We start from the raw sequence: 19,722 nt of genomic DNA on the forward strand, positions 1-19,722 counted from the left end.
AACTTTGTGTCCTGTTTAACATTGTTGAATGAGCACACACTTTATTAGGGATATCTTCTATTACGAAAGATATTATCTGGACTTCTTTGAGGGGCTGAAACCCGATGTTCGTAAAAAATTTAACTGGACATTGCAGCTCATTGCGACCATTGACAAAGTGCCTGACAAGTATTTCAAGCACATGTCCAACTCGACTGGAATTTATGAAATCAGAGTTGAGGTCGGGTCGGATATTTACCGTGTTTTCAGCTTTTTTGACAAAGGAAACCTGATTATACTGCTCAACGGCTTTCAAAAGAAGTCACAAAAGACACCTAAGAATGAACTCGCTTTGGCAGAAAAACTAAAAAAACAATACTTCGATGAAAAACGGGACTCTAGATAAGAAACTTACATCTTTTTCCGAGCATCTGGACGATCAGTACGGACAGCGTGGAACGGCAGGAAGAGAGGAATATGAAGAAGAATTTGAGGCTTTCAAATTAGGCGCTATGATTCAGGAATTGCGAAAAAAACAAGGTTTAACCCAGGAACAACTTGCTGACAGGTGTGGTACAACGAAAACATATATTTCCCGCATTGAAAATAACGCCAGTGATATCCGACTTTCAACTTTGATGCGGATTGTCAGAGAAGGCTTAGGGGGCAACTTGAAACTGAGTGTGACAAGTTAGTTTCTGCGATAAAGCTCTGACTTCCTTTCCATCAACACTTCCCTTTGTCAACACTGCCCATTACTCCCCTCCAACCCCTCCCCCTCGCAGCTTTCCCCCCACACGACTGCAAAATACCCGTTCCGTAAAACGTGTTTTTACCTGCTTGCGCCAGATTACCTGATTTGTAAATAGGGTAATCTGACGCTTAAAAACGGATGCGCTTGAATATAATTTTGGTTAGATAAAAAATAACAAAATGAACATTACCAGCGGATCAGAATCGCACGGCTTTGCCTCTTCCTGGACTGCTTAATGTTGAAAATACGTCAATTTTTTTGATGAAAGGAGGTGCGCTATGGGCTAGTTTAATGATTTACTGATAACGTTTTCACCCGATATTTTCCGGATAAAAAGTCGGGACCATGACTATTTAGCCATACATAAAAATAAGAGACATGAAAACTTTCAAATTCAAAGACCTTGCCGTTACAGTAAATTTTGATCCCAATAAGATAACCCTTTGCAGGATCACAAGTCCTTCCCTCCTCTGCCCGAATCCGACGGTCTTCAACTGCCCCGGCCACTCATTTTGTCACTGGCCTACAATCTGTCCTGCATTTACCTGCGGCGGTTGCAGCGTTATTGCGTGCAGCCATTTGCCTTCATTCATACCTACCGACTTCACGCTCTGGAAAACCGGAACCCCCTATCAGCAAGTGGTTGATGAATTGGAGGAAACGGAACTCAACGAATTCAAGACCAATCTGGCCGAGCTTCAAAGGTATGTCGATGTAAAAATTCAGGATGCGCCGAACCAGCTGGATATGCTTGAAAAGAAGTTGCAGGAAGCCATTGAGGAAGTGCGTGCGCAGCGGGGAAACCGATAAAACAACAGCCTGATGATCAAAGTAAAATTTCTTTTGCACGCAACATTCCGGTCAAATCCGGCATTTGAATTGGTTGAGCAGGGAAATTTAAATCCGCAGGAGCTTCGTGCTCTTGCGGATTTAAACACAGATCCTGAGTTCTTCGGCCTCTTCCGTCGGAAGCATATCGATGCCGCCGGCAGTGCCAAGCTGGCCTATAAAGAAGTGGCATTGCTGTTTTACTTTTTGCAAAATGCGGGTGAATTGCCACATTATTTTAAATCCGGGTATGATGATGATGTGAACCTGACAATGGCCAAACTCGTGCTGGAAGGGATCTTCGAAATCCAGGCTGGTCGGCATTTTTATTCTGGTTTTGCAGCGCACGACTTCCTATATGAAGCGCAGGAAGCAAGTTTGGATCGTCGGCATCCATTGCTGGAAATATCAACTGCGGCGATCCAGTATGCGGTGTTGCTGAAAGAAGCGGATCAGGCTTCGCTGGCAAGCAAACTCTACGCATACAACACAATGCCCCTCTTCTTTCTGCCAGCCAATGCGCTGGGAACATTGGAAGAAGTAGAGGAATTTTTAAGAATTGGAAAAAATAACCGGATGAACAGGGAGCTGCTGGAAAACTGGAACAAGCACGAACCGAATCCCGATTACCGCTGGATCTCATGGAGCCGCAAGCATTCCAGGCGTCGCGATACGAAGCCGCATTCCATCTATAAAATTTACATTAGTCCCGTTTTAGAAGAGCTGCCGGAGGTTTTTGAGAAAACGATCTCTGTCCTGACCAAATCCCAGGCATTCAGTTTCAAAATTGGCATGAACCGCGAGGGGCTGCTCCGGCCCGACAAATTTGTGGCCTACTTCACGGAACTGGGGCACCTGTTAGCAGCCGCCGAAATGCTCGCGCCTGTTTTGAAAAAGCACAAAGCCCAGGGCGTTCCCTTTACCGCTTCGCTGGATGAAACGGAAATGTTGTCCTGGGGAATGGACAGCACAACGGACGAAACTACCAGGAATCGTGAGGGAGGAAGCTGGCGGGCCATTGTGACAGAGAAATTGTCGGCATCCATCACCCTGTCCAAAACAGAAAGGCTGCCCCCCGCTGAAAGTGTTGATTTTGTTCTAAAAAAAATGATGCTGGAAGGAGTCGATACGATGACCTGGACGGCAGCTTAAAAACACAAAACTATGGCTTCCAATCAACTATACATATTACCAGAGGATGTCCAGGTGCTACCCGTAGAAGCATTGCCGGAGCAGGCGCTGGCCAAATTCGAATACGAAGCGGACGACTTTATCGTCACCTATAAACAGGCCAGAAATACAAGCAAAATCATCGATGCATCTTCTGCCTCTCTTTTGCAGGAATTTCGCAAGCCAAAATCCCTGCCGGAAGGTGTCCTCACATATGCGCTGATGAATAACCTGGACGCGCAAAAGATCCTGGAAGGCTCCTATACTTTCCTGGCGAAACTCCGCAATGAAGGCTTTCTGGTTTCTTACGATGATACATTCGGAGCAGGCAACCAATTTTTAAATGCAGGCGACCGCTTTAAAGACTATGAAATCGTATCAAAACTGGACGGCGTGGCGGATACTGAAATTTATAAGATCAAAAGAAATGGTCAGTATTATGCGCTTAAACTGCTCAAAACGAGTAAGAAAACACCCCAGTTACTGGCCAATTTTTACAATGAAATTGACATACTGAACGCACTTGACGGTGCTATCAATCCGGCTCTGGCGGAACACGGAGAACATGGGACTGACCATTATCTGATCATGGAATGGGTTGATGGCGAAACATGTTTGCAAGCTGCCGAGAAATATCATAATCTTCATGACGAATCCAATGCGCTTGCATTGCTCGACATTTGCTGCCGCATTCTCCAGGCTTACACACATCTTCACAGTCAGGGCATTATCCATTCGGATGTGCATCCGGCCAACATTATCGTTGCCGCATCGGGTGAATTGAAAATTATTGATTTTGGGCTTTCCAGGAAGGTTGCAAACGACCAAATTCCCGCTCGGGGCGGCCTGGGTTTCTTTTTTGAACCCGAATATGCACAGGCTGTTCTTGACGCCAAACCTGCCCCGCCTTCGACATTTGCCGGTGAGCAATATGCTTTGGGGGCCTTGCTATACCAGATATTTACGGGCAAGCAGTATCTCAATTTTTCCTATGACAAAAAAACATTGTTCACGCAAATTGTGACCGAAACCCCCGTTCCTTTCAGCAGCCTGGACATTATTATAAACGATAACATTGAGAAAACGATCTTCAAAGCACTTTCCAAGCGTAAAGAGGACCGTTATGAACGCATTGAAGATTTCTATTTAGCCATGATGAAAGTGCAGGAAAGTTTCCCGGATGGATTTGCCGAAGACAAGAAAATGTCGGTGCAGGTCTTCCGGGATTCAATTCTGAAAGATTATGGATTTACTGGAAATCTCGTAAAAACCGGACTGCAACTGGCGCCGAAGAGCTCGGTCAATTTTGGCGCGGCAGGCATTGCGTACATGCTTTTGCGAAAAGCGTTGGTCAATTCCGGCGCCGAAACACTGGCACTTGCGGACGTGTGGAGCGATCGGGCAGCCGGTTACACGCACGATCCCGAGAATGGATTTTACTCAAAAGATATGGATCTCACTCCATCCATTGTCGGGCTTTCCTCTATTTACCATACACCCAGCGGAGTGGATCTGGTTCAGGCGCTGATTAGTCAGGCCGCGGGGGATTACGGGAGTTACTATAATGCTGTCCGCAATTTCTTAGTGCACGCCTCGCAGCCGTGCGAGAACCTGGATCTTACGCTGGGTAAGTCAGCGGCGTTGATTGGTAGTTCGCTTATTTTGGAAAATATGCCTTCCTATGACAGGTTCACAAAAAATGATCTGCTGGCTTTTGGCAAAAATACGATGGAAGAAATATGGTCCGCTATCGATGCCTATGCTGCCATTGGCGAGAAAAACCCGATTAATTATAGGGGAATTGCGCACGGCTGGGCGGGAATTTTTTATGCTACTTTGAAATGGTGTAAAACTTCCGGGCAACATTTACCGGTTCGCTTTTTCGAAAGAGTTGAGCAACTGGTCAGTCTGGGCATTGCAGAAGACGGGCATTTACGCTGGGAAATCTCCAATACCGAACCCGTCTCATGGACCGGCTGGTGTCACGGATCGGCAGGATACACCTTTTTATGGACAGCTTTATTCCACTTCACCTCCCACGAAAATTACCTGGATCTGGCGACGAAAACGGCCAACCACTTTTTGAATGCGGCCCAGCCCGGCATGAATGGCAGCTTATGCTGCGGCAAATCGGGCGAATGTTATGCACTTTTGAGTGTGTATAATGCTACAAAAAACGATTTTTACCTGACTGAGGCCAAGCGCATCGCCAAACAAATGCTTCCCCACATTTATTCAGGGCAAATGAGAAACCATAGTCTGTATAAAGGCAACATCGGCGCAGCAGTTCTTTTCGAGGAGCTCGAACGCCCTGAGTTCGCCCGCATGCCGTTATTTGAATAACGGATTTGCATGCTCCACTCAGGATTGATAAATATTATGGTGACGTCTTTATTGAACCCGCACCAGCTGAACGCCGTATACCGGGCGGCCATTTGCCGTAATGCCTTGTATAACAATCCTTAATGTCCGCACGGTGTCCGAGAGGGGAAAGCGCAGCTGGCTGTTGCCCTGGCTATCGGTTTGAATCATGGGTTTCCAATATAGCACGTCCCGGTCGTCTACGCGGCCGGAAATGGTTGTGTCGGTTGTTTCTATATCGTAGCGCGGCACATAAAATTCCCGCTGCACCGATGGGTAGCCGATGAACTGGACCGGGGTCATTCCCTCTTTCGGTTTTGTGCCTGCCTGCATGGAACGCGCACTTTTGGAGTAGAATGCAATAACCCCGTTACCACCCCTAACGCCGTAAATACCCGTCGAGCCAGCATTTTTCAGCAGTTCAACACGTTCAATATCTCTCGGATTGAAGTTCATCAGCGCATTTCCGTCAGGGTCGTCGATCGGTAAACCGTCTATTAAAAACAAGGGCTGTCCACCGCTGCGGACAGACACAAGGTATCCAGGGGGCGCTGTTATGCCCTCCGCTGCGACAGTGCGGAATACAGTCACGCCCGCAAAGCGCCCTTGAATCATTTCATACAAATTCGGATAATTTGGTGATTTGTCACTAAAAAGGACGGTGGCGTCCGCATTATTATGCAGACTACGCATTTGAATGTCGTCAGGCCTCTCATTGTATTTTTGCGCACGAACTGTTACTTCGTCTAGCTGTTTAGCTGCTTTATCACGGTATAATTCAGTATTTGCTTCCTGACGGCCGCGGGCAGCTTTCAGTTCTGCTTCGAGGTCGGACCAGTTTGGCGGAGCAATTATTTTACCAAATTCCCAACTTTTACCAGGCCATTCCTGAACCAGAACGGCTTCTTTGGAAGACATTTTCCTGAAATTACGCCCGGCAATCTGCACCATCAATGTTGCCGTATCTGCAACGGATAATCCGGGTAGGCGAAAGCGTCCCTGATCGTCGGTGCCTGCGGATCTTACGAACGATTGCCCGGGCTTTGTGGACGCCACGGTAACCTGTGCGCCGGGAATAGGTTGCTGTTTCGGATTCAGAATGCGGCCACTGAACGACACCCCACCGAGTGAATCAGCTTCTGGCGTGCCGCTTACCCGCCGCCAGCCCTGTGTTAATAGCATGTCGTCCAGCTCTTTACGCATCTCCGCTGATGGATTAGCGAAGTATTTATTGGGGTTTTCAACACGCCCGCGCAGTTCTCCGGTCAGCAGTAAGTGTGCTTGCACATGCGCATCGGCGGTGTCGCCCGGCACTTTGCTGGCATCGGTGATCGATGCTGACAAGGCTGCTGACGTGGGCGCTCCGTTATCTTTCAGGTTAAGGCTCACCGCGACTTGTTCACGCGGCTGATAGTTCGTCTTGTTTAGTTTCAATGTTACCAGAACGGGCGGCACGGATTCGGGCACAAAAAACAAGCGCTCGCATTGCGGCGTGGCTTTGGCATCGTAAAGGGTAACCTGGGCAAGGCCCGGCAACCATTCCAGCATAGGCAGGCTTATTTTTGCTGACCCGTTTTGCAAAATGATTTTTCGCTGATCCACTATCACACCGCGTTGCTGTATCAGCACATACACCGAGTCCGCAACGTCCCGATTGGAACTCATGATGGTCAACGCCAGCCGGGTTGAATCACTCAGTGCGTCGGCGGAAAGCAATAATCCTTGATTTTCGGGTTTGGGCAAAGCAATGCGCAGCAACTCCTTATTATAAGTTATTTCTGCGAAGTAAGTTAGCTGCGGCTTGGGTTCCATCAGCACGCTCGTCATCCCCTCGCGATTGGTTTTAAACCGAACCACTTCAATGCCTGCATCGTCCACAATGCGTCCTTCCGCCTGGAATCCATAACCGTTGGGCTGTATGATTTTCATACCCAAACGCGCCGGTAAACCGGAAACCCAGCGCCCGCCTTCCGGCAAAATCTGAACATCCAATGGCTGAGTAACAGAATCACTTTTAACGGGCTGACCGTTTTTCACCAAATTATAAACCGACACAGACCGCTCGAATGCAGGGCGCCGCTGGCCATCATCCTCATCGGTATAGGCCCGCAGGCGATACGTTCCCGTCGTGAGCGTATCGGACAGTCGGAGATTTCCCTGGCCGCGCCCGTCTGCAATGCGTACCCACTGATGCTCAACCAGTTTACCTGTAGAGGTAAGCAGGTCGACGTGCATGGCGGTTTCACCACCGGCCCGACGGTAATTCGTTGCGTCGAGTAAGTATGCGCTCATCCAGAGGCGGTCGCCGGTGACATAAAACGGCTTATCTATGTGCACAAACAAGCTGGGCGCCAGGAGCTTATATCGATTGTCAAAATTTGCACGGATACTTCCCAGGGCGGTGTCAGACGGCGCGAGTTTCCCCTTGGTGGCCAGTGCGCCGGTAGAAACGGATTCCATTTCACTTGCATTGGGCTTCCAGTCCGCGGGCAACATGGTGGATAGCCTGTCGTCACCCATGGAGCCTTCCACTTCCAGGCCCTCGGGCATTGTAATGAGCCCATCCACGGTCATTTGCAGCTGTCCGGTCGGTAATTGCAGTTCTGTGTAGGCGTAACGGGCATCGGGATACGGTGAGAAATTGGAGACCGCTTTGGTATAAAACACGATCAGCTTCATGGGTAAAACCAACCTGCGCTCGGTCGGTAAACGGCCGGGCCGGATCACTTTGGAACGCTGGATCGGCACCAGACGCTTGTATTCGCCAATGGCAGCGGTAAGCGTAATGGTTTTGCGTTCAACGGAGATTGGCTTGGTGGCGTCCTCCTGATAAACAAGAAAGCCCGCTTGCTCAAAAGTACTATCTACCAGGGTGGCCATCAAATGCCGGATAGATCCCCCGTATGCGGTCAGCCGGTTGCGCCGGAACCGGTCAGCCTGACGTTCGTTCTCAGGTTTCAGCTCTTCGAACCGCGCCGTTCCAGCCGAGTAGAGCTTCCCGGAAGGCGTAGCATCGAAATGCTGCAAATCATAGATCAACCTATAACCTAATGCTTGATTATCAACGATTAGCGGCGCATCGGCTGTGGCATATAAGTGATTATTTTCCTCTTTAAAATTAAGAACTTCACCGTTTACAAGCACGCATTGCCCACCAAACGGCTCACCAAAAAGTTGCTTTTTAAACTGACGCAAATTTCGTTCCGACCGCTTCGTATTGCCTTTTACTGTAATCGCATCCAGCATTTGTTCGCTTATTTTGAGCTGGAAATCGGCTTTTTGCGGAGATGTATTTTCAAACCGGATTTTTTGCGCAGCAGATTGATATCCCACAAAAGAAGCCACAATCTCAACCGTGCCAAGTGGGCTTACCGCAAGCGCATATGCTCCTTTTTCGTCGGTAACGGCCCCCTGGGTGCTGCCATTGACATATACATTGGCAAACTGCATTGGTTTTCCGGTCGTGGCATCTGTCACATAGCCGGTTAGTCGGGCTGTGGCTTGTCCGTTAGCCAGCAGGCAGGAGCCTGTGAGTAAAATGAATGTTATCCAGCCAGTGAGGAATGAGCAGCGCATAGTTATGAATTTACCCTCTCAAAAGAACAAGCTGATACATTCATACCTATGACATGAGCATTGCGCTAACGATTCTTCTAATCCTCCTCACTTTTTCGATAAGCCCAGTAGAAAACTTGCGGTAAAACGGTAAAAGACAAGAACATGCAGATCAGCAGTCCACCTACAATCATAATCGCCAGAGGTTTCTGAATTTCGGAGCCCATTCCGTTGGATAACGCTGCTGGCAAAAGTCCGAGTGAGCCCATTAAGGCGATCATGATCACGGGGCGAATTCTTCCATAAATGCCTTCGGAAATGGCCTGTTTCAATGGCAGCCGGTGGAGCAGGTTCTCCTTCATGACATGCACCAGGATAATGCCGTCAATGGTGCAGACGCCGAAGAGAATGATGAAACCAATGCCCGCCGAAATCCCGAAAATGGTCCCGGTCATCCAGAGTGACAGAAAACCTCCTACGAATGCAAACGGAATGGTAATGAGCGAGATCATGGTGTCCTTCACATTGCCAAAATCCATATATAACAAGAAGACAATCAGTACCAAAGCGGCCGGAATGATGACCGAAAGCTGCTGCGTGGCGCGTTCTTTACTTTCAAACTCACCCGCCCAGACGACCTTTGTGTTCTTGGCAAAATTCACATTTTCCTTCACCACCTGCTGCGCCTCTGCAATGGTGCTGCCCAGGTCGCGGCCGTCGATGCTGAAACCGATGCCAATGTAACGGCTGCTGCCTTCGCGGTAAATGAATGCGGGGCCGGTTTTGGTTGTAATGCTAGCGATTTCTTTGAGCGGAACCTGATGATCATCGAGCGATGGGATGAGAATGTTGCCGATTTCTTCCTCGGTATTCCGGTATTTTTCCTGGTAACGAATGGTGATGTCGAACATGCGGTCACTTTCGTAAAAAACGGACGCGGCTTTTCCTCCGATCGTCATTTCGATCACGGCCTGGGCGTCGGCCATAGACACGCCATGACGCGCCATGCGGGCTTCGTCGAGTTTGATGGCCAGCTCGGGAATGCCAATGTTGCGGTAAACGAGCACGTCGGTTACACCCTGCACCTTGTTCAGGTTTTCAGCCACCTGATCGGCCAGATTTTCCATGTTACCCAGATCCTCGCCGAAGATTTTAACAACCAGCGAGCTTTTAACACCCGCCACATATTCCTCCACATTATCCTGGATAGGCTGACTGAAACCGAGCGATACGCCCGGGAATGATGCCAGCACCTCCTTCATTTCACGCAGCAGATCTTCCTTATTCACAGCACGTTTCCATTCACTTTCCGGCTTCAACTGAATGTGAAATTCATTGTTAAAAAATCCAGTCGGATCGGTGCCGTCGTTGGGCCGGCCGGTTTGGCTCATGACAAACTTTACTTCATCAAATGAGCGCAATGTGTCGCGCAACGTCTGACCGGTTTTGACGGATTCTTTGAGGTTAATGCTGTTGGGCAATGTGGCTCGTACGTAGATCGCGCCTTCATTTAATTTTGGAATAAACTCCGTCCCATAAGTCATGAAACGGCCTACGCAAACCATAAATAAAATCACAAATGCACCCATAACCAGCCGCTTGTTGCGCTCGCTCCATTGGTAAAGGCGGAAAATGTTGTTTCTGAAAAAGTTGACAACCGGGTTGCTCACTTCCTTCACATTCCGCTTCAACAACACTTTACACATGGCCGGAACGAATGTAAGACTCAGAATCAGCGAGCCGATCAAGGCATAACCGAGCGTAAATGCGAGCGGTGTGAACATTTTACCTTCCACTTTCTGGAATGAAAAAATCGGCAGCAATGCGACGATGAGGATGATCTGGGCAAAGAAAATATGCGACGCAACGTTCTTCACGCTGCGCTTGATAAGCCCGAGTTTGGACATTTTATTAAACCGCTCCACCCCCAGCCTGAGCGACGATTTTTCGAGATCCACATAGATTTTCTCTACAATCACCATCGTCCCTTCGAGCAGCAATCCAAAGTCAATGGCACCGAGTGAGATCAGGTTAGCAGGCAAGCCCTGAATGCGCAGCATCGTGATCGCAAAAAGGAAAGAAAGCGGGATAACAAGCGCCACAGTAACGGTGGTGCGCCAGTTGAACAAGAACACAAACACAATCAGCGACACCAGCACAATGCCTTCCGCGAGATTATGCGTCACCGTGTTTACAGTTGCATCCACCAGTGCGGTCCGGTCGATAACGGGCACGATCTGCACGTCCGATGGCAGAATGCGGTTGTTCAGCTCGTCGATGGTTTTCTGCAATTTGCCGATCACCTCGCTCGGGTTTTCGCCCCGCAGCATCACCACAATGCCTTCCACCAGATCCTTGTCCTCTCCGAGCGCCACCTGCCCGAGCCGCGGCTTAGCCGTGATTTCCACTTCCGCAACTTGCTTCACGAGCACCGGCGTGGAGCCCTTCACATTGATCAGAATGTTCTCAATGTCCTGTGTACTTTCCAGCAGCCCCATTCCACGCACCACATAAGCCTGGTTCCCCTTCTGGATCACATCGCCGCCTACATTGATATTGCTTTTTTCGACGCCCTCGTACACGTCCAGTGGCGTGAGGTTGTATTGCGCCAGCAATGCAGGGTTCACCCGCACTTCATAGATTTTTTCTTCCCCTCCAAAACTCGCAACCGTCGCCACGCCCGGCACGGCCACCATTTCACGCTCGATCACCCATTCCTGCAAGGCCGTAAGCTCCTTAATCGGACGGTCGCTTTTTAAAACATAGCGGAAAATTTCGCCCGTGGCACCATAGGGCGGCTCAATTTCAGCCTCCGCGCCTGTGGGCAAGTTAATGTTCCTCAGCCGCGTAGAGGCATATTGCTGCGCGTAAAAATCCTCCACATTATCCTCAAAAAGCACGGTGACCACCGATAATCCGAAGAGCGAAATGGAACGCACGTCCGTTTTTTTCGGGATCGTGTTCATTTCTTTCATCACGGGCAGCGTCACGAATTTTTCGATTTCCTCAGCGCTGCGTCCGGGCCATTGCACAATGATCCGGGCCCGCGTGTTGGTGACGTCGGGAAATGCTTCGATGGGTGTGTGGATGTAACTGACCACGCCCACCACGGCCAGAACGGCTGTCATAAAGAATATGATCATCGTATTTTTCAGCGAAAATGCGACGATGCTTTGTGTTAATTTTTGCATGATATCGGATTATTTTCTCGAAGCATTCATCGCTTCGGAAAAGAGGAGAAGTTGGTTGCCTATGACCACTTTTTCACCGGCGGCAATTCCGTTTTTGATGAATATGCGGTCGTTATCTTTCACATCCACGGTCACTTTACGCGGTTCCAATGTCTGGTCGGGCTTTTGGATCAGCAGGTAATTTTCGTTGTTATGAAAAATGAGCGCATTGGCGGGCAGGCCGATGGCTTTATCATTGAGCTGTTTCTTAATGACGGCTTCTATCGTCAGTCCCGGCTTGAATTTCATTTCCTTATTAGGCATCAGAATGCGGGCTTTGAGCACTCTTTCATTGGGATCAAAAACCTGGGAAATTTCTGAAACCACGCCATCGAAAGCTTCGTCGGGATAGGCTTTGGACTTGATAACGGCTTTCATTCCTTTTTGTACAAAAGGCAGATCGACGGCATACACATTCGTTGTTACCCAAACATCAGCAAGATTAGAAATCGTGAACAGATCCGAGTCATTACCGCTGATCTGGGTGCCTGCTGAAATGTTATTTTCAACGACATAACCGCCGATCGGGGCTTTGATCTGAAATATTCCTTTTTCTGAGCTCGCATTGTAAAATGATAAACTAGACTGCACCTTATCGATCTCCGCTTTTAAAATCGCGACCTCGCTTTGCGCTTCCAGTAAATCCTTTTCCGAACCTATGCGATCCGAAAACATGGATTCTACAACAGAGAGCTTTCTTTCCGCAACATTCAGTTGTGATTTCAACGTTTTGTTTTGCGCACTCAGCCCGGTCAGTTCGTTGCTGCGAAGCTCGGCAAGCACTTGTCCTTTTGCTACTTTATCGCCCAGCGAAAAGTAAGTTTTGGTCACAATCCCGTTCACCAGGCTCGCATAGTGCACAACCTGATTGGGATTGTATTCGATCTGCCCATTAAGCCGGATCGATTGCGTCACGGGTTCCATTTGCACGGCGTAAGTTTCAACAGCTCTCGCGGGAGCCGCATTTGTTTTAGGATTTTTCTCCAAAACCGTTTCCTGCTTTTCGTTGCAGCCGGCCAATGTTAAAGTAAGCATAGTGAGTACCAGAAAGATTTTTGAATTGTGTAGCATGAGGAAGTTTGTTCTGAAATTGAATGTTCGCGGAATGCCTAATCGATGTCGCTGGCGGTCATGAATGAGAGCTCTTCCCGTTTGTCGAGCAACTGCTTCCGGGTGACCAGAATGGTGCGTTTATTGGCAATGTAGGCGTCGAAAAAGTCGAGATATTCGACCATATTGATCTGTCTTTTGAGGAAATATTGGGTATAAGTCCGGAAAACCTGATCGAGATCGGCGTCGTAGGAGCTTTCCAGGCTGCGGAATGCTTGCAGGCTTTTTTGCAGGTCACGGAATGTGCCTGTCACTTCCGCCTCGATCATTTTGTTCTTCTGCCCGGCTGCGATCCTGGCTTTGTCGATGCCAATCTTGCTATCCAGTATGGCTCCCTGGTTCCGGTTGAAAACAGGCACATCGACTTTTAATCCAAACCCGAAGAAATTGAGCAGAAAATTGCCGCCACGGTCATAATTCAAGCCCAATGTGAGATCAGGCTTGCGCCGGGCGTATTCATAATCATATTTTTTTTCAGACCATTTCTGTTCAAGAATGCTGATCTTGCCGTCGGGACGGTTGGAAAGTGCGGTTGTGATGAGTTGTTCGAGTGATAATTTGTTCAGCGAATCAAATGTTGGATTCGGATCCTCACCGGCGACCAGATATTTGCTCGCAGGAATGTTCAGCAGGATGCCCAGGTCCTTTTGCGCGGCATGCACTTCCCGCTGCGATTCGAGCATTTGCTGGTTCAGTTCAAGCCGCAAGGCTTTGAGCCGGAACAGCTCCTGCTTGCCCAGATTTCCCTGCGCATATTGTCTTTCAAATGACGCCAGCAGCTGATCCAGTGCACTTAACTGACCATTCAGGACGGATAAGTAGGATTGTTGGAATGAAAGCTCGTAAAAGTTTTTGCGCAGCTGCGTTCGCAGTTCCCGCAGCAGCTCGCTGAAATATTCGATTGAAATGTCACGCGAAACGGTTTCTAATGCGATGCGTTTTCTACGTTTTCCACCCGTTTCGATAAGCTGGCTGAGCTCGGCAGTGAACTCGCGATTTTTGCCAAAATTCCCGATCAGCGGCGGGATCGTCTCACCTGACGAAAGCTGGTTCTGCGTCGCCCAAAGATTAACTTCATCCAGACTGAATTCGGGATTAGGCCAGAGTTTCGCCTGGATGATCTGCGCCTCGGCTTGCTGAATGCTAAGCTTTTGCGCAACCAAATCCAGGTTATTGTTCAGAAACAAGGCTTCTGCCTGCTTTTGCGAAACGCGCAATGTGTCCTCGGCAGCATAGGACGCTTTCGGAAAAATAATGGTTATAAAAAGGAGGATTACTAATGCAATGTGTGCCTTCACTACGAACGGGTTTGTTAAAAGCACAAAATTACCCGCGCAACATTAGACGCTTCTTTGAGCAACATTAAACCTGCATGAGGCCAACATTAAATCTAAATGAGAAAATTTCTTAGAAAAGCAGACTGATAACCGTTCCCTCCTCTCGCTCCGACCGGATATCCATATCAATGTGATGAATGTCCAGAATTTTCTTCGAGATGGCCATTCCAAGCCCGCTACCACTGGTTTTACTCACATTCTGACCCCGGAAAAATGGCTCGGCAATGTGCAAAAGGTCCTCCTTACTGATCCCTATGCCCCTATCCCGGATTTGCAAATGCAGCTTTGCCTTTCTTTCACTGACAGTTATCTCAACCGGCTTGCCATCCGAAAACTTGGCAGCATTTTCAATCAGGTTATACAAAGCAATGTAAAGCTGCGTGTGGACACAGTTAAAAAGGAGCAATTCTTGCTTGTCCTCGGAAAGGTTCCATTGCAGATTAATCCTGGTGGATGGATATTCCTTCGCAAGCTGGTCGAGGACTTCCCATAGGATCTCGTCCATACGTTCCCGGCTGTTTTTCATCGGTCCGGATTGTTCCAAACCAGCGAGTACGAGCAGATTTTGAAGGATTTTTTCGAGCCGTTCGGCATCTTTCAGCACTTGCTGGTTCACGTCTTTATACTCCATAATTTTTCTGTCCTTATGCAAAAGCACTTCCAGGTTCCCGACAATGGAAGCGAGCGGACTTTTCAATTCATGGGAGGCATGGCTGATGAAATTCTTCTGAATCTGCACACTTTGGTAAACCTTTTCGAGCATGGAATTGAATTCCTTGAAAAGATCTTCGAGCTCATCTTTTGTATCGGGATAGGTAAGCTGATGCCGTTTTCCGGTCATATCAATCGTTTTGACCTGTCCTATAATGTGCCGAACAGGCTCATATGCCAGCCTCGAAAGCGTATAACTCACTGCAACGATCACCACCAGACCAATCACTAATGCAATCCCGAGAATGTTAATCAGTTCCCATTCCTGCGCCTGCAATGTGGGATTATGGGCCTTGATAATGATGCTGAATGAACCCTGATTATCCCTGTAGTAAATGGCATAGTAAAAAGCATCGCCCACTTTGAAGTTGTAGCGGCTGTTGGATCGGATCGTTTTGAGGATTTTAATCGTAATGTTGGTGTCGGGATCGGCTTTGCCGTAATGGATCTTGCCGGTCTTGTCGTACAGACGGATCTCCTGATTGGCGCTTGCATTCAGGAATTTTTCTTCAATCCGCTGATATTCCCGCGTGCTTAATTCGTCTTCTTCAAGGTAAAATGAAGCCGTCAGATTCGCGGTCCGCGCGAGTTCAGCGAAGAAAATATTCTCTGCTGATTTTTTAAAACTAATATAAATGAGCGCTGAGGCAACCGTGAAAACGAGCCCGAAGACGAGTGAGGAATTGAGGGTAAGCTTGTGCTGTATTTTCATTAATGGCAGGAAATCATGTAGCCGCGGCCTTTCACGGTCTTAATGAGCTTTTCAGGAAACGGATTATCGATTTTGGTCCGCAAATAGGAAATGTAAACATCCACAACATTTGTGAATGTGTCTGTATTCGTATTCCAACAAACATTCAATATCTGCGTGCGCGTCACAATGCGGTTTTTGTTTTCAAGCAAAAAAACGAGCAGCTTAAATTCCTTCGCCGAAAGCACGATTTCCAGTTTTTCACGCTCAATCGTGTTAGCATCCACATTGACGGACAAACCACCGCATTCGATCACTTTGTCTTTGGAATAGTGCAGCTCATAACGTCGCCTGAGCGCTTTGATCCGGGATAAGAGTTCGGGAAAGTGCAGCGGCTTTACGAGATAGTCGTCCGCGCCGATATCCAGTGCCTTGATCTTATCCTCGGCTTGGCCAAGTGCACTGAGCATCAAAACCGGTGTATCAATTTTTTTGTAACGAATGAACTGGGTAAGCTGTAATCCATCGATATCGGGCAACATTACATCCAAAATAAACAGATCCCAGGGATCAGCCTGGATCATGTCCCGGGCCTCGTAACCATCGCTTGCAACCTGCACATGGTTTCCTTCTTCCTGCAAACCTTTTTGCAAGAAGTGGCTAATCCTGACATCGTCTTCTACTATGAGTATTTTCATCGCTATTTTTTCAAAACCACGGGCATTCCCAACAAAAGAATGTCAGGAAAAAAGGTTTGGTTCTGATTCAAACGCGAAACGCCGCATTATAATAAGATTCTAATCCGGCGCGGACTACACGCTGCGAAAAAATAAATGGCTGCAAGTTGCTGGGATACGCGTTTCTGGAACAGTTTTTTAAAGCCGGGGCGCGAAATCGCAATACTACATATGCGATGTTAACTAACGTTCATTTATTATTTATCAATTCATCAAAACTACGTATGAAAAAGCGCGTACTTTTTTGTTTAATGGCGGCTCTTGGGTCCGCAGTCATTTCTTGTACAGACCACGAAGGGGTTGGTATGGTTGCCGAAGCCGACAGACAGTTCATGATCAAGGCTGCCGATGGGAATATGTTTGAAATCAAAGCCGGTGAAATGGCTTCAATGAAAGCAGTTGTCGATTCTGTGAGAGAATATGGTCATCATATGGTCATGGACCACGGTAAGGCCAGCGACGAATTGAAAGCGCTTGCTGCCAAAAAAATGGTGGATCTGCCAATGATGCTTTCAGAGGCAAAACAGAAAAAATTGGATAGCCTGGCTTCCCTGAACGGAATGGCTTTTGATTCCACTTACATGATGATGATGGTTGTTTCCCACGTAGAAACAATCGATCTCTTCAAAACAGAGATTATTTTAGGCCAGGATGAGGAGACAAAATCCTTCGCGAGCGGCAAGCTGCCCACGCTTCACCACCATCTTGAAAAAGCAGAAAAGCTTAAAGACTGGCTTTGGTAAAAATCAATGCTAATGTAAAGTCTTGACAGCCATTTGTTTGCAAAATAAAAAATTCACCATCATTGATGCTGTTATTTCCTGCCAGGGTTAACAGCATTAATGATGGTTATCAGAACTGCAAGGATTTTAATATTCCAGTTTAATGTCTTTGAATACAATGGACTTGTAGCCATCGAGTTCATATAGGACCCCTACACTTTTCTTCCCCGTCTGCACCAGATCCGAATAGGCAGTGTAATCCCTTTCGCCGTTTTTGCTTTTGTCTACCAGATATTGCTTCGTCCAGGTTTTCCCATCGTCAAAACTGATCCTTAACGTGAGATTGTCACGGTTTTTGGTGTCGGCTGCGTTGGAGAATGCGAGGATGTTTTGTTTTTTGTTTTTGCCAATCGTCAGAATGCTTCCTTCGCAAACGGGATCGGGCAGGTTATGGTCAAAATAGGTGGTATCCCATTTCACGCCGCCATCGCTGCTGATCGCCACAATGCGCGCACGCACATCGCCCTGCTGATTTCTTGCATTGAACATCACCCTTCCACCTGAAATTTCTGCCGCCGTAGCTTCATTCGAGCCTTCAAAAGAAATGGTTTCGCTGAGCTTGAATGTCTTGCCGTGATCATCGCTGTAAAAGCCATGCGCCTGATAATCTGCACTTTTTGGCTTTGGATCGCCCGCGGAATGGTTGGCGGCAATGTAAATCCTTCCCTTATATGGGCCTTCGGTAAGTTGCATGCCGTGACCGGGCGTGTTGGCGTAGCTTCTCCAGTTTTCACTGAAATTATAAGCCGCATTCAAATCCGGCATTTTGGGTTTGTGAACCTGCGTAGTAATATTCACAGGTTCGGTCCAGGTTGCGCCCGCGTCTGTGGAAGTTATATACCAGACTTCACGCAGTCCTTTGCCCTTGCGGACTTCGCCTTCGTGGTTATTGCCTGTATTAAAAAATAAAAACAGCCGCCCTTTCGGAAAAACCGGATCGCTCAGATCGAACACCGGGGCTGGATTTCCGGCTTGCAGCTTGTCATAACCCGCCACCACTTGTGATAGTGACCAGGTTTTGCCTTTGTCTTTGCTGCGTTTCATCACAATGTCGATGTCACCAAAATCGCCGCTTCCGGCCACGCGGCCTTCGGCAAATGCGAGCAAGTCACCATTCGGCGCACGTACAATGGCGGGAATCCTGAATGACTTGTAACCTTCTGCGCCCGACATGAAAACGGGCGTCTGCGCGTGAACGACAAGTTGACAAATCAATAATGCAATGAGGGTGAATTTTATGATATTCATTTCAAAAGTTCTGTTTTTCTGTTTCCAAAATGTTTGTCTCCGCTGTATTTCCGACAAGTTGCTGCATTAGCTGTGCACAATACCATTCCTGTCGCGGCAGGTGGAACGGGCCTTTGAACAAATTACCTTTGGCCGTCTGCGCTACGCTTCCGTCGCGGTGCAGGTAACCAAACCATTCGCCTTGCTCCTGGTCGTGGAAATGGGTGTAGGCCCAATCGTGCACCAAGGTGTGCCATTTCGCATATTTTTTATCCTGTGTAAGCGTATAAGCCAGCAGCGTGGCGATAATTACTTCATTATGAGGCCACCAGAACTTCATATCCTGCCAGTATTCCTGCACCGGCCTGCCATACACATCCCTGAAATAATAGATGCCTCCAAACTCCTTATCCCATCCCCGCTCCCACATATAATCGAGCATTTTACAGCCCAGCGCGATCAGACGCGGATCATTATTGCGGTGTTTGGCTTCGTGTAAAATAAACCATGCTCCTTCGATCGCGTGCCCCGGATTGAGCGTGCGGCCATCGATATGGTCGATAATGCTGCCATCCGGCGCCACTTGCTCCATCACACATTGAATGTCGTCTTTGACAAAATCCCTTTCTATTTCTTCAATAAACTGGTCGATCAAGGCATCACAACGCGGATCGCCAATGGTTTCGCGGAGTTGCTGGGCGGTGTTCATAAGGATCATCGGCACACCGATTCCCTTGGCCGGGCGCGTGGATGTGAACTTCGGTTCGAGCAGTCCCGGAGTGGTCGCATATTCAATGCATTTGCCAAAGAGACTGCGCGCTTTTTCAGCCGCTTCCTGGTCGCCGCTGGCTTTTGCGTAGGCTGCATGGGCGATGACGGCGAATGTTTCGGAGAAGAAATAGCGGCGTTTGCGGATGGGCTCACCGTTGCGCGCCATGTGGAAAAACATGCGCCCGTCGGTGTCAAAACAATGTTTATTTAAAAACTCAATGCCCGATTTAGCACCTTCCAGCCATTCCTGCCTCGGCTCCACGGTGTTATATAGAGTCGCCAGCAGCCATGCCGTGCGGCCCTGGATCCAGACGGCCTTGTCGTCGTCGATCAATGTTCCGTCGTGATCACGCATTAAGAGATATCCGCCAAACTCCTCATCCAGCGACCTCGGGAACCAGAACGGCAACGTGTCGTTCAGCAGCTGATTTTTGTAAAAATCCCCCAGGTTTTCCAGTTCTGATTTTGTGTAATGCATT

Annotated in this window: 14 protein-coding genes; 6 read left to right on the forward strand and 8 right to left on the reverse strand. The window is 48.3% G+C overall.

The features are described 5' to 3' along the window. The first annotated feature begins 28 nt into the window (after positions 1-28). The 5 genes from NFI80_RS08160 to NFI80_RS08180 all read left to right on the forward strand — a co-directional run bounded on the left by NFI80_RS08160 (position 29) and on the right by NFI80_RS08180 (position 5,074). On the forward strand, positions 29-385 hold the full coding sequence (locus NFI80_RS08160) for a type II toxin-antitoxin system RelE/ParE family toxin (RefSeq protein ID WP_235163493.1): 357 nt from the start codon (positions 29-31) through the stop codon (positions 383-385). Continuing rightward, positions 363-674 (forward strand): helix-turn-helix domain-containing protein, encoded by a 312-nt coding sequence (locus tag NFI80_RS08165; protein WP_235163492.1) that lies wholly within the window; start codon positions 363-365, stop codon positions 672-674. Before NFI80_RS08160 ends, NFI80_RS08165 begins: the two co-directional genes overlap by 23 nt. 437 nt (positions 675-1,111) lie before the next feature. After that, entirely contained in the window at positions 1,112-1,543 is a 432-nt protein-coding gene (locus tag NFI80_RS08170) for a hypothetical protein (protein ID WP_235163491.1), read from the forward strand. A 12-nt stretch (positions 1,544-1,555) separates the two neighbouring features. Next, the gene (locus tag NFI80_RS08175) at positions 1,556-2,713 is read left to right on the forward strand and encodes a hypothetical protein (RefSeq protein WP_235163490.1); all 1,158 of its coding nucleotides are present in this window, start codon (positions 1,556-1,558) and stop codon (positions 2,711-2,713) included. A 12-nt stretch (positions 2,714-2,725) separates the two neighbouring features. Continuing rightward, on the forward strand, positions 2,726-5,074 hold the full coding sequence (locus tag NFI80_RS08180; RefSeq protein ID WP_235163489.1) for a protein kinase domain-containing protein: 2,349 nt from the start codon (positions 2,726-2,728) through the stop codon (positions 5,072-5,074). 48 nt (positions 5,075-5,122) lie between these two features. Here NFI80_RS08180 and NFI80_RS08185 read toward each other — a convergent pair whose 3' ends face one another. The 6 genes from NFI80_RS08185 to NFI80_RS08210 all read right to left on the reverse strand — a co-directional run bounded on the left by NFI80_RS08185 (position 5,123) and on the right by NFI80_RS08210 (position 16,424). Then, complete coding sequence (locus NFI80_RS08185; protein WP_235163488.1) at positions 5,123-8,668, reverse strand: carboxypeptidase-like regulatory domain-containing protein; 3,546 nt, start codon at positions 8,666-8,668, stop codon at positions 5,123-5,125. A gap of 77 nt (positions 8,669-8,745) precedes the next feature. Next, positions 8,746-11,838, reverse strand: a complete 3,093-nt coding sequence (locus tag NFI80_RS08190) for an efflux RND transporter permease subunit (protein WP_235163487.1) — start codon at positions 11,836-11,838, stop codon at positions 8,746-8,748. 9 nt (positions 11,839-11,847) lie between these two features. Further along, positions 11,848-12,948, reverse strand: a complete 1,101-nt coding sequence (locus tag NFI80_RS08195; protein ID WP_235163486.1) for an efflux RND transporter periplasmic adaptor subunit — start codon at positions 12,946-12,948, stop codon at positions 11,848-11,850. 38 nt (positions 12,949-12,986) lie between these two features. Next, positions 12,987-14,285: a TolC family protein gene (locus NFI80_RS08200; RefSeq protein ID WP_235163485.1), complete on the reverse strand. Its 1,299-nt coding sequence runs from the start codon at positions 14,283-14,285 to the stop codon at positions 12,987-12,989. A gap of 109 nt (positions 14,286-14,394) precedes the next feature. Further along, positions 14,395-15,747 (reverse strand): sensor histidine kinase, encoded by a 1,353-nt coding sequence (locus tag NFI80_RS08205; RefSeq protein WP_235163484.1) that lies wholly within the window; start codon positions 15,745-15,747, stop codon positions 14,395-14,397. Beyond that, positions 15,747-16,424, reverse strand: coding sequence for a response regulator transcription factor (locus tag NFI80_RS08210; protein ID WP_235163483.1), 678 nt, complete (start codon positions 16,422-16,424; stop codon positions 15,747-15,749). The genes NFI80_RS08205 and NFI80_RS08210 overlap by 1 nt, the downstream gene beginning before the upstream one ends. Before the next feature lie 263 nt (positions 16,425-16,687). On the opposite strand from NFI80_RS08210, the gene NFI80_RS08215 reads away from it, so the two are divergent. Beyond that, positions 16,688-17,206 carry a DUF4142 domain-containing protein gene (locus NFI80_RS08215; RefSeq protein ID WP_233798711.1) on the forward strand — a complete coding sequence of 173 codons (519 nt, stop codon included), beginning with the start codon at positions 16,688-16,690 and terminating at the stop codon, positions 17,204-17,206. A 126-nt stretch (positions 17,207-17,332) separates the two neighbouring features. On the opposite strand, the gene NFI80_RS08220 is transcribed toward NFI80_RS08215, so the two are convergent. Beyond that, on the reverse strand, positions 17,333-18,493 hold the full coding sequence (locus NFI80_RS08220) for a sialidase family protein (RefSeq protein ID WP_235163482.1): 1,161 nt from the start codon (positions 18,491-18,493) through the stop codon (positions 17,333-17,335). A 1-nt stretch (position 18,494) separates the two neighbouring features. Then, a complete protein-coding gene (locus NFI80_RS08225) occupies positions 18,495-19,721 on the reverse strand; it encodes an AGE family epimerase/isomerase (RefSeq protein WP_235163481.1) in 1,227 nt (408 codons plus the stop codon). Between the last annotated feature and the right edge of the window lies 1 nt (position 19,722).

Origin of the sequence: Dyadobacter chenhuakuii, from assembly GCF_023821985.2 — a bacterium.
Taxonomy (GTDB): domain Bacteria; phylum Bacteroidota; class Bacteroidia; order Cytophagales; family Spirosomataceae; genus Dyadobacter; species Dyadobacter chenhuakuii.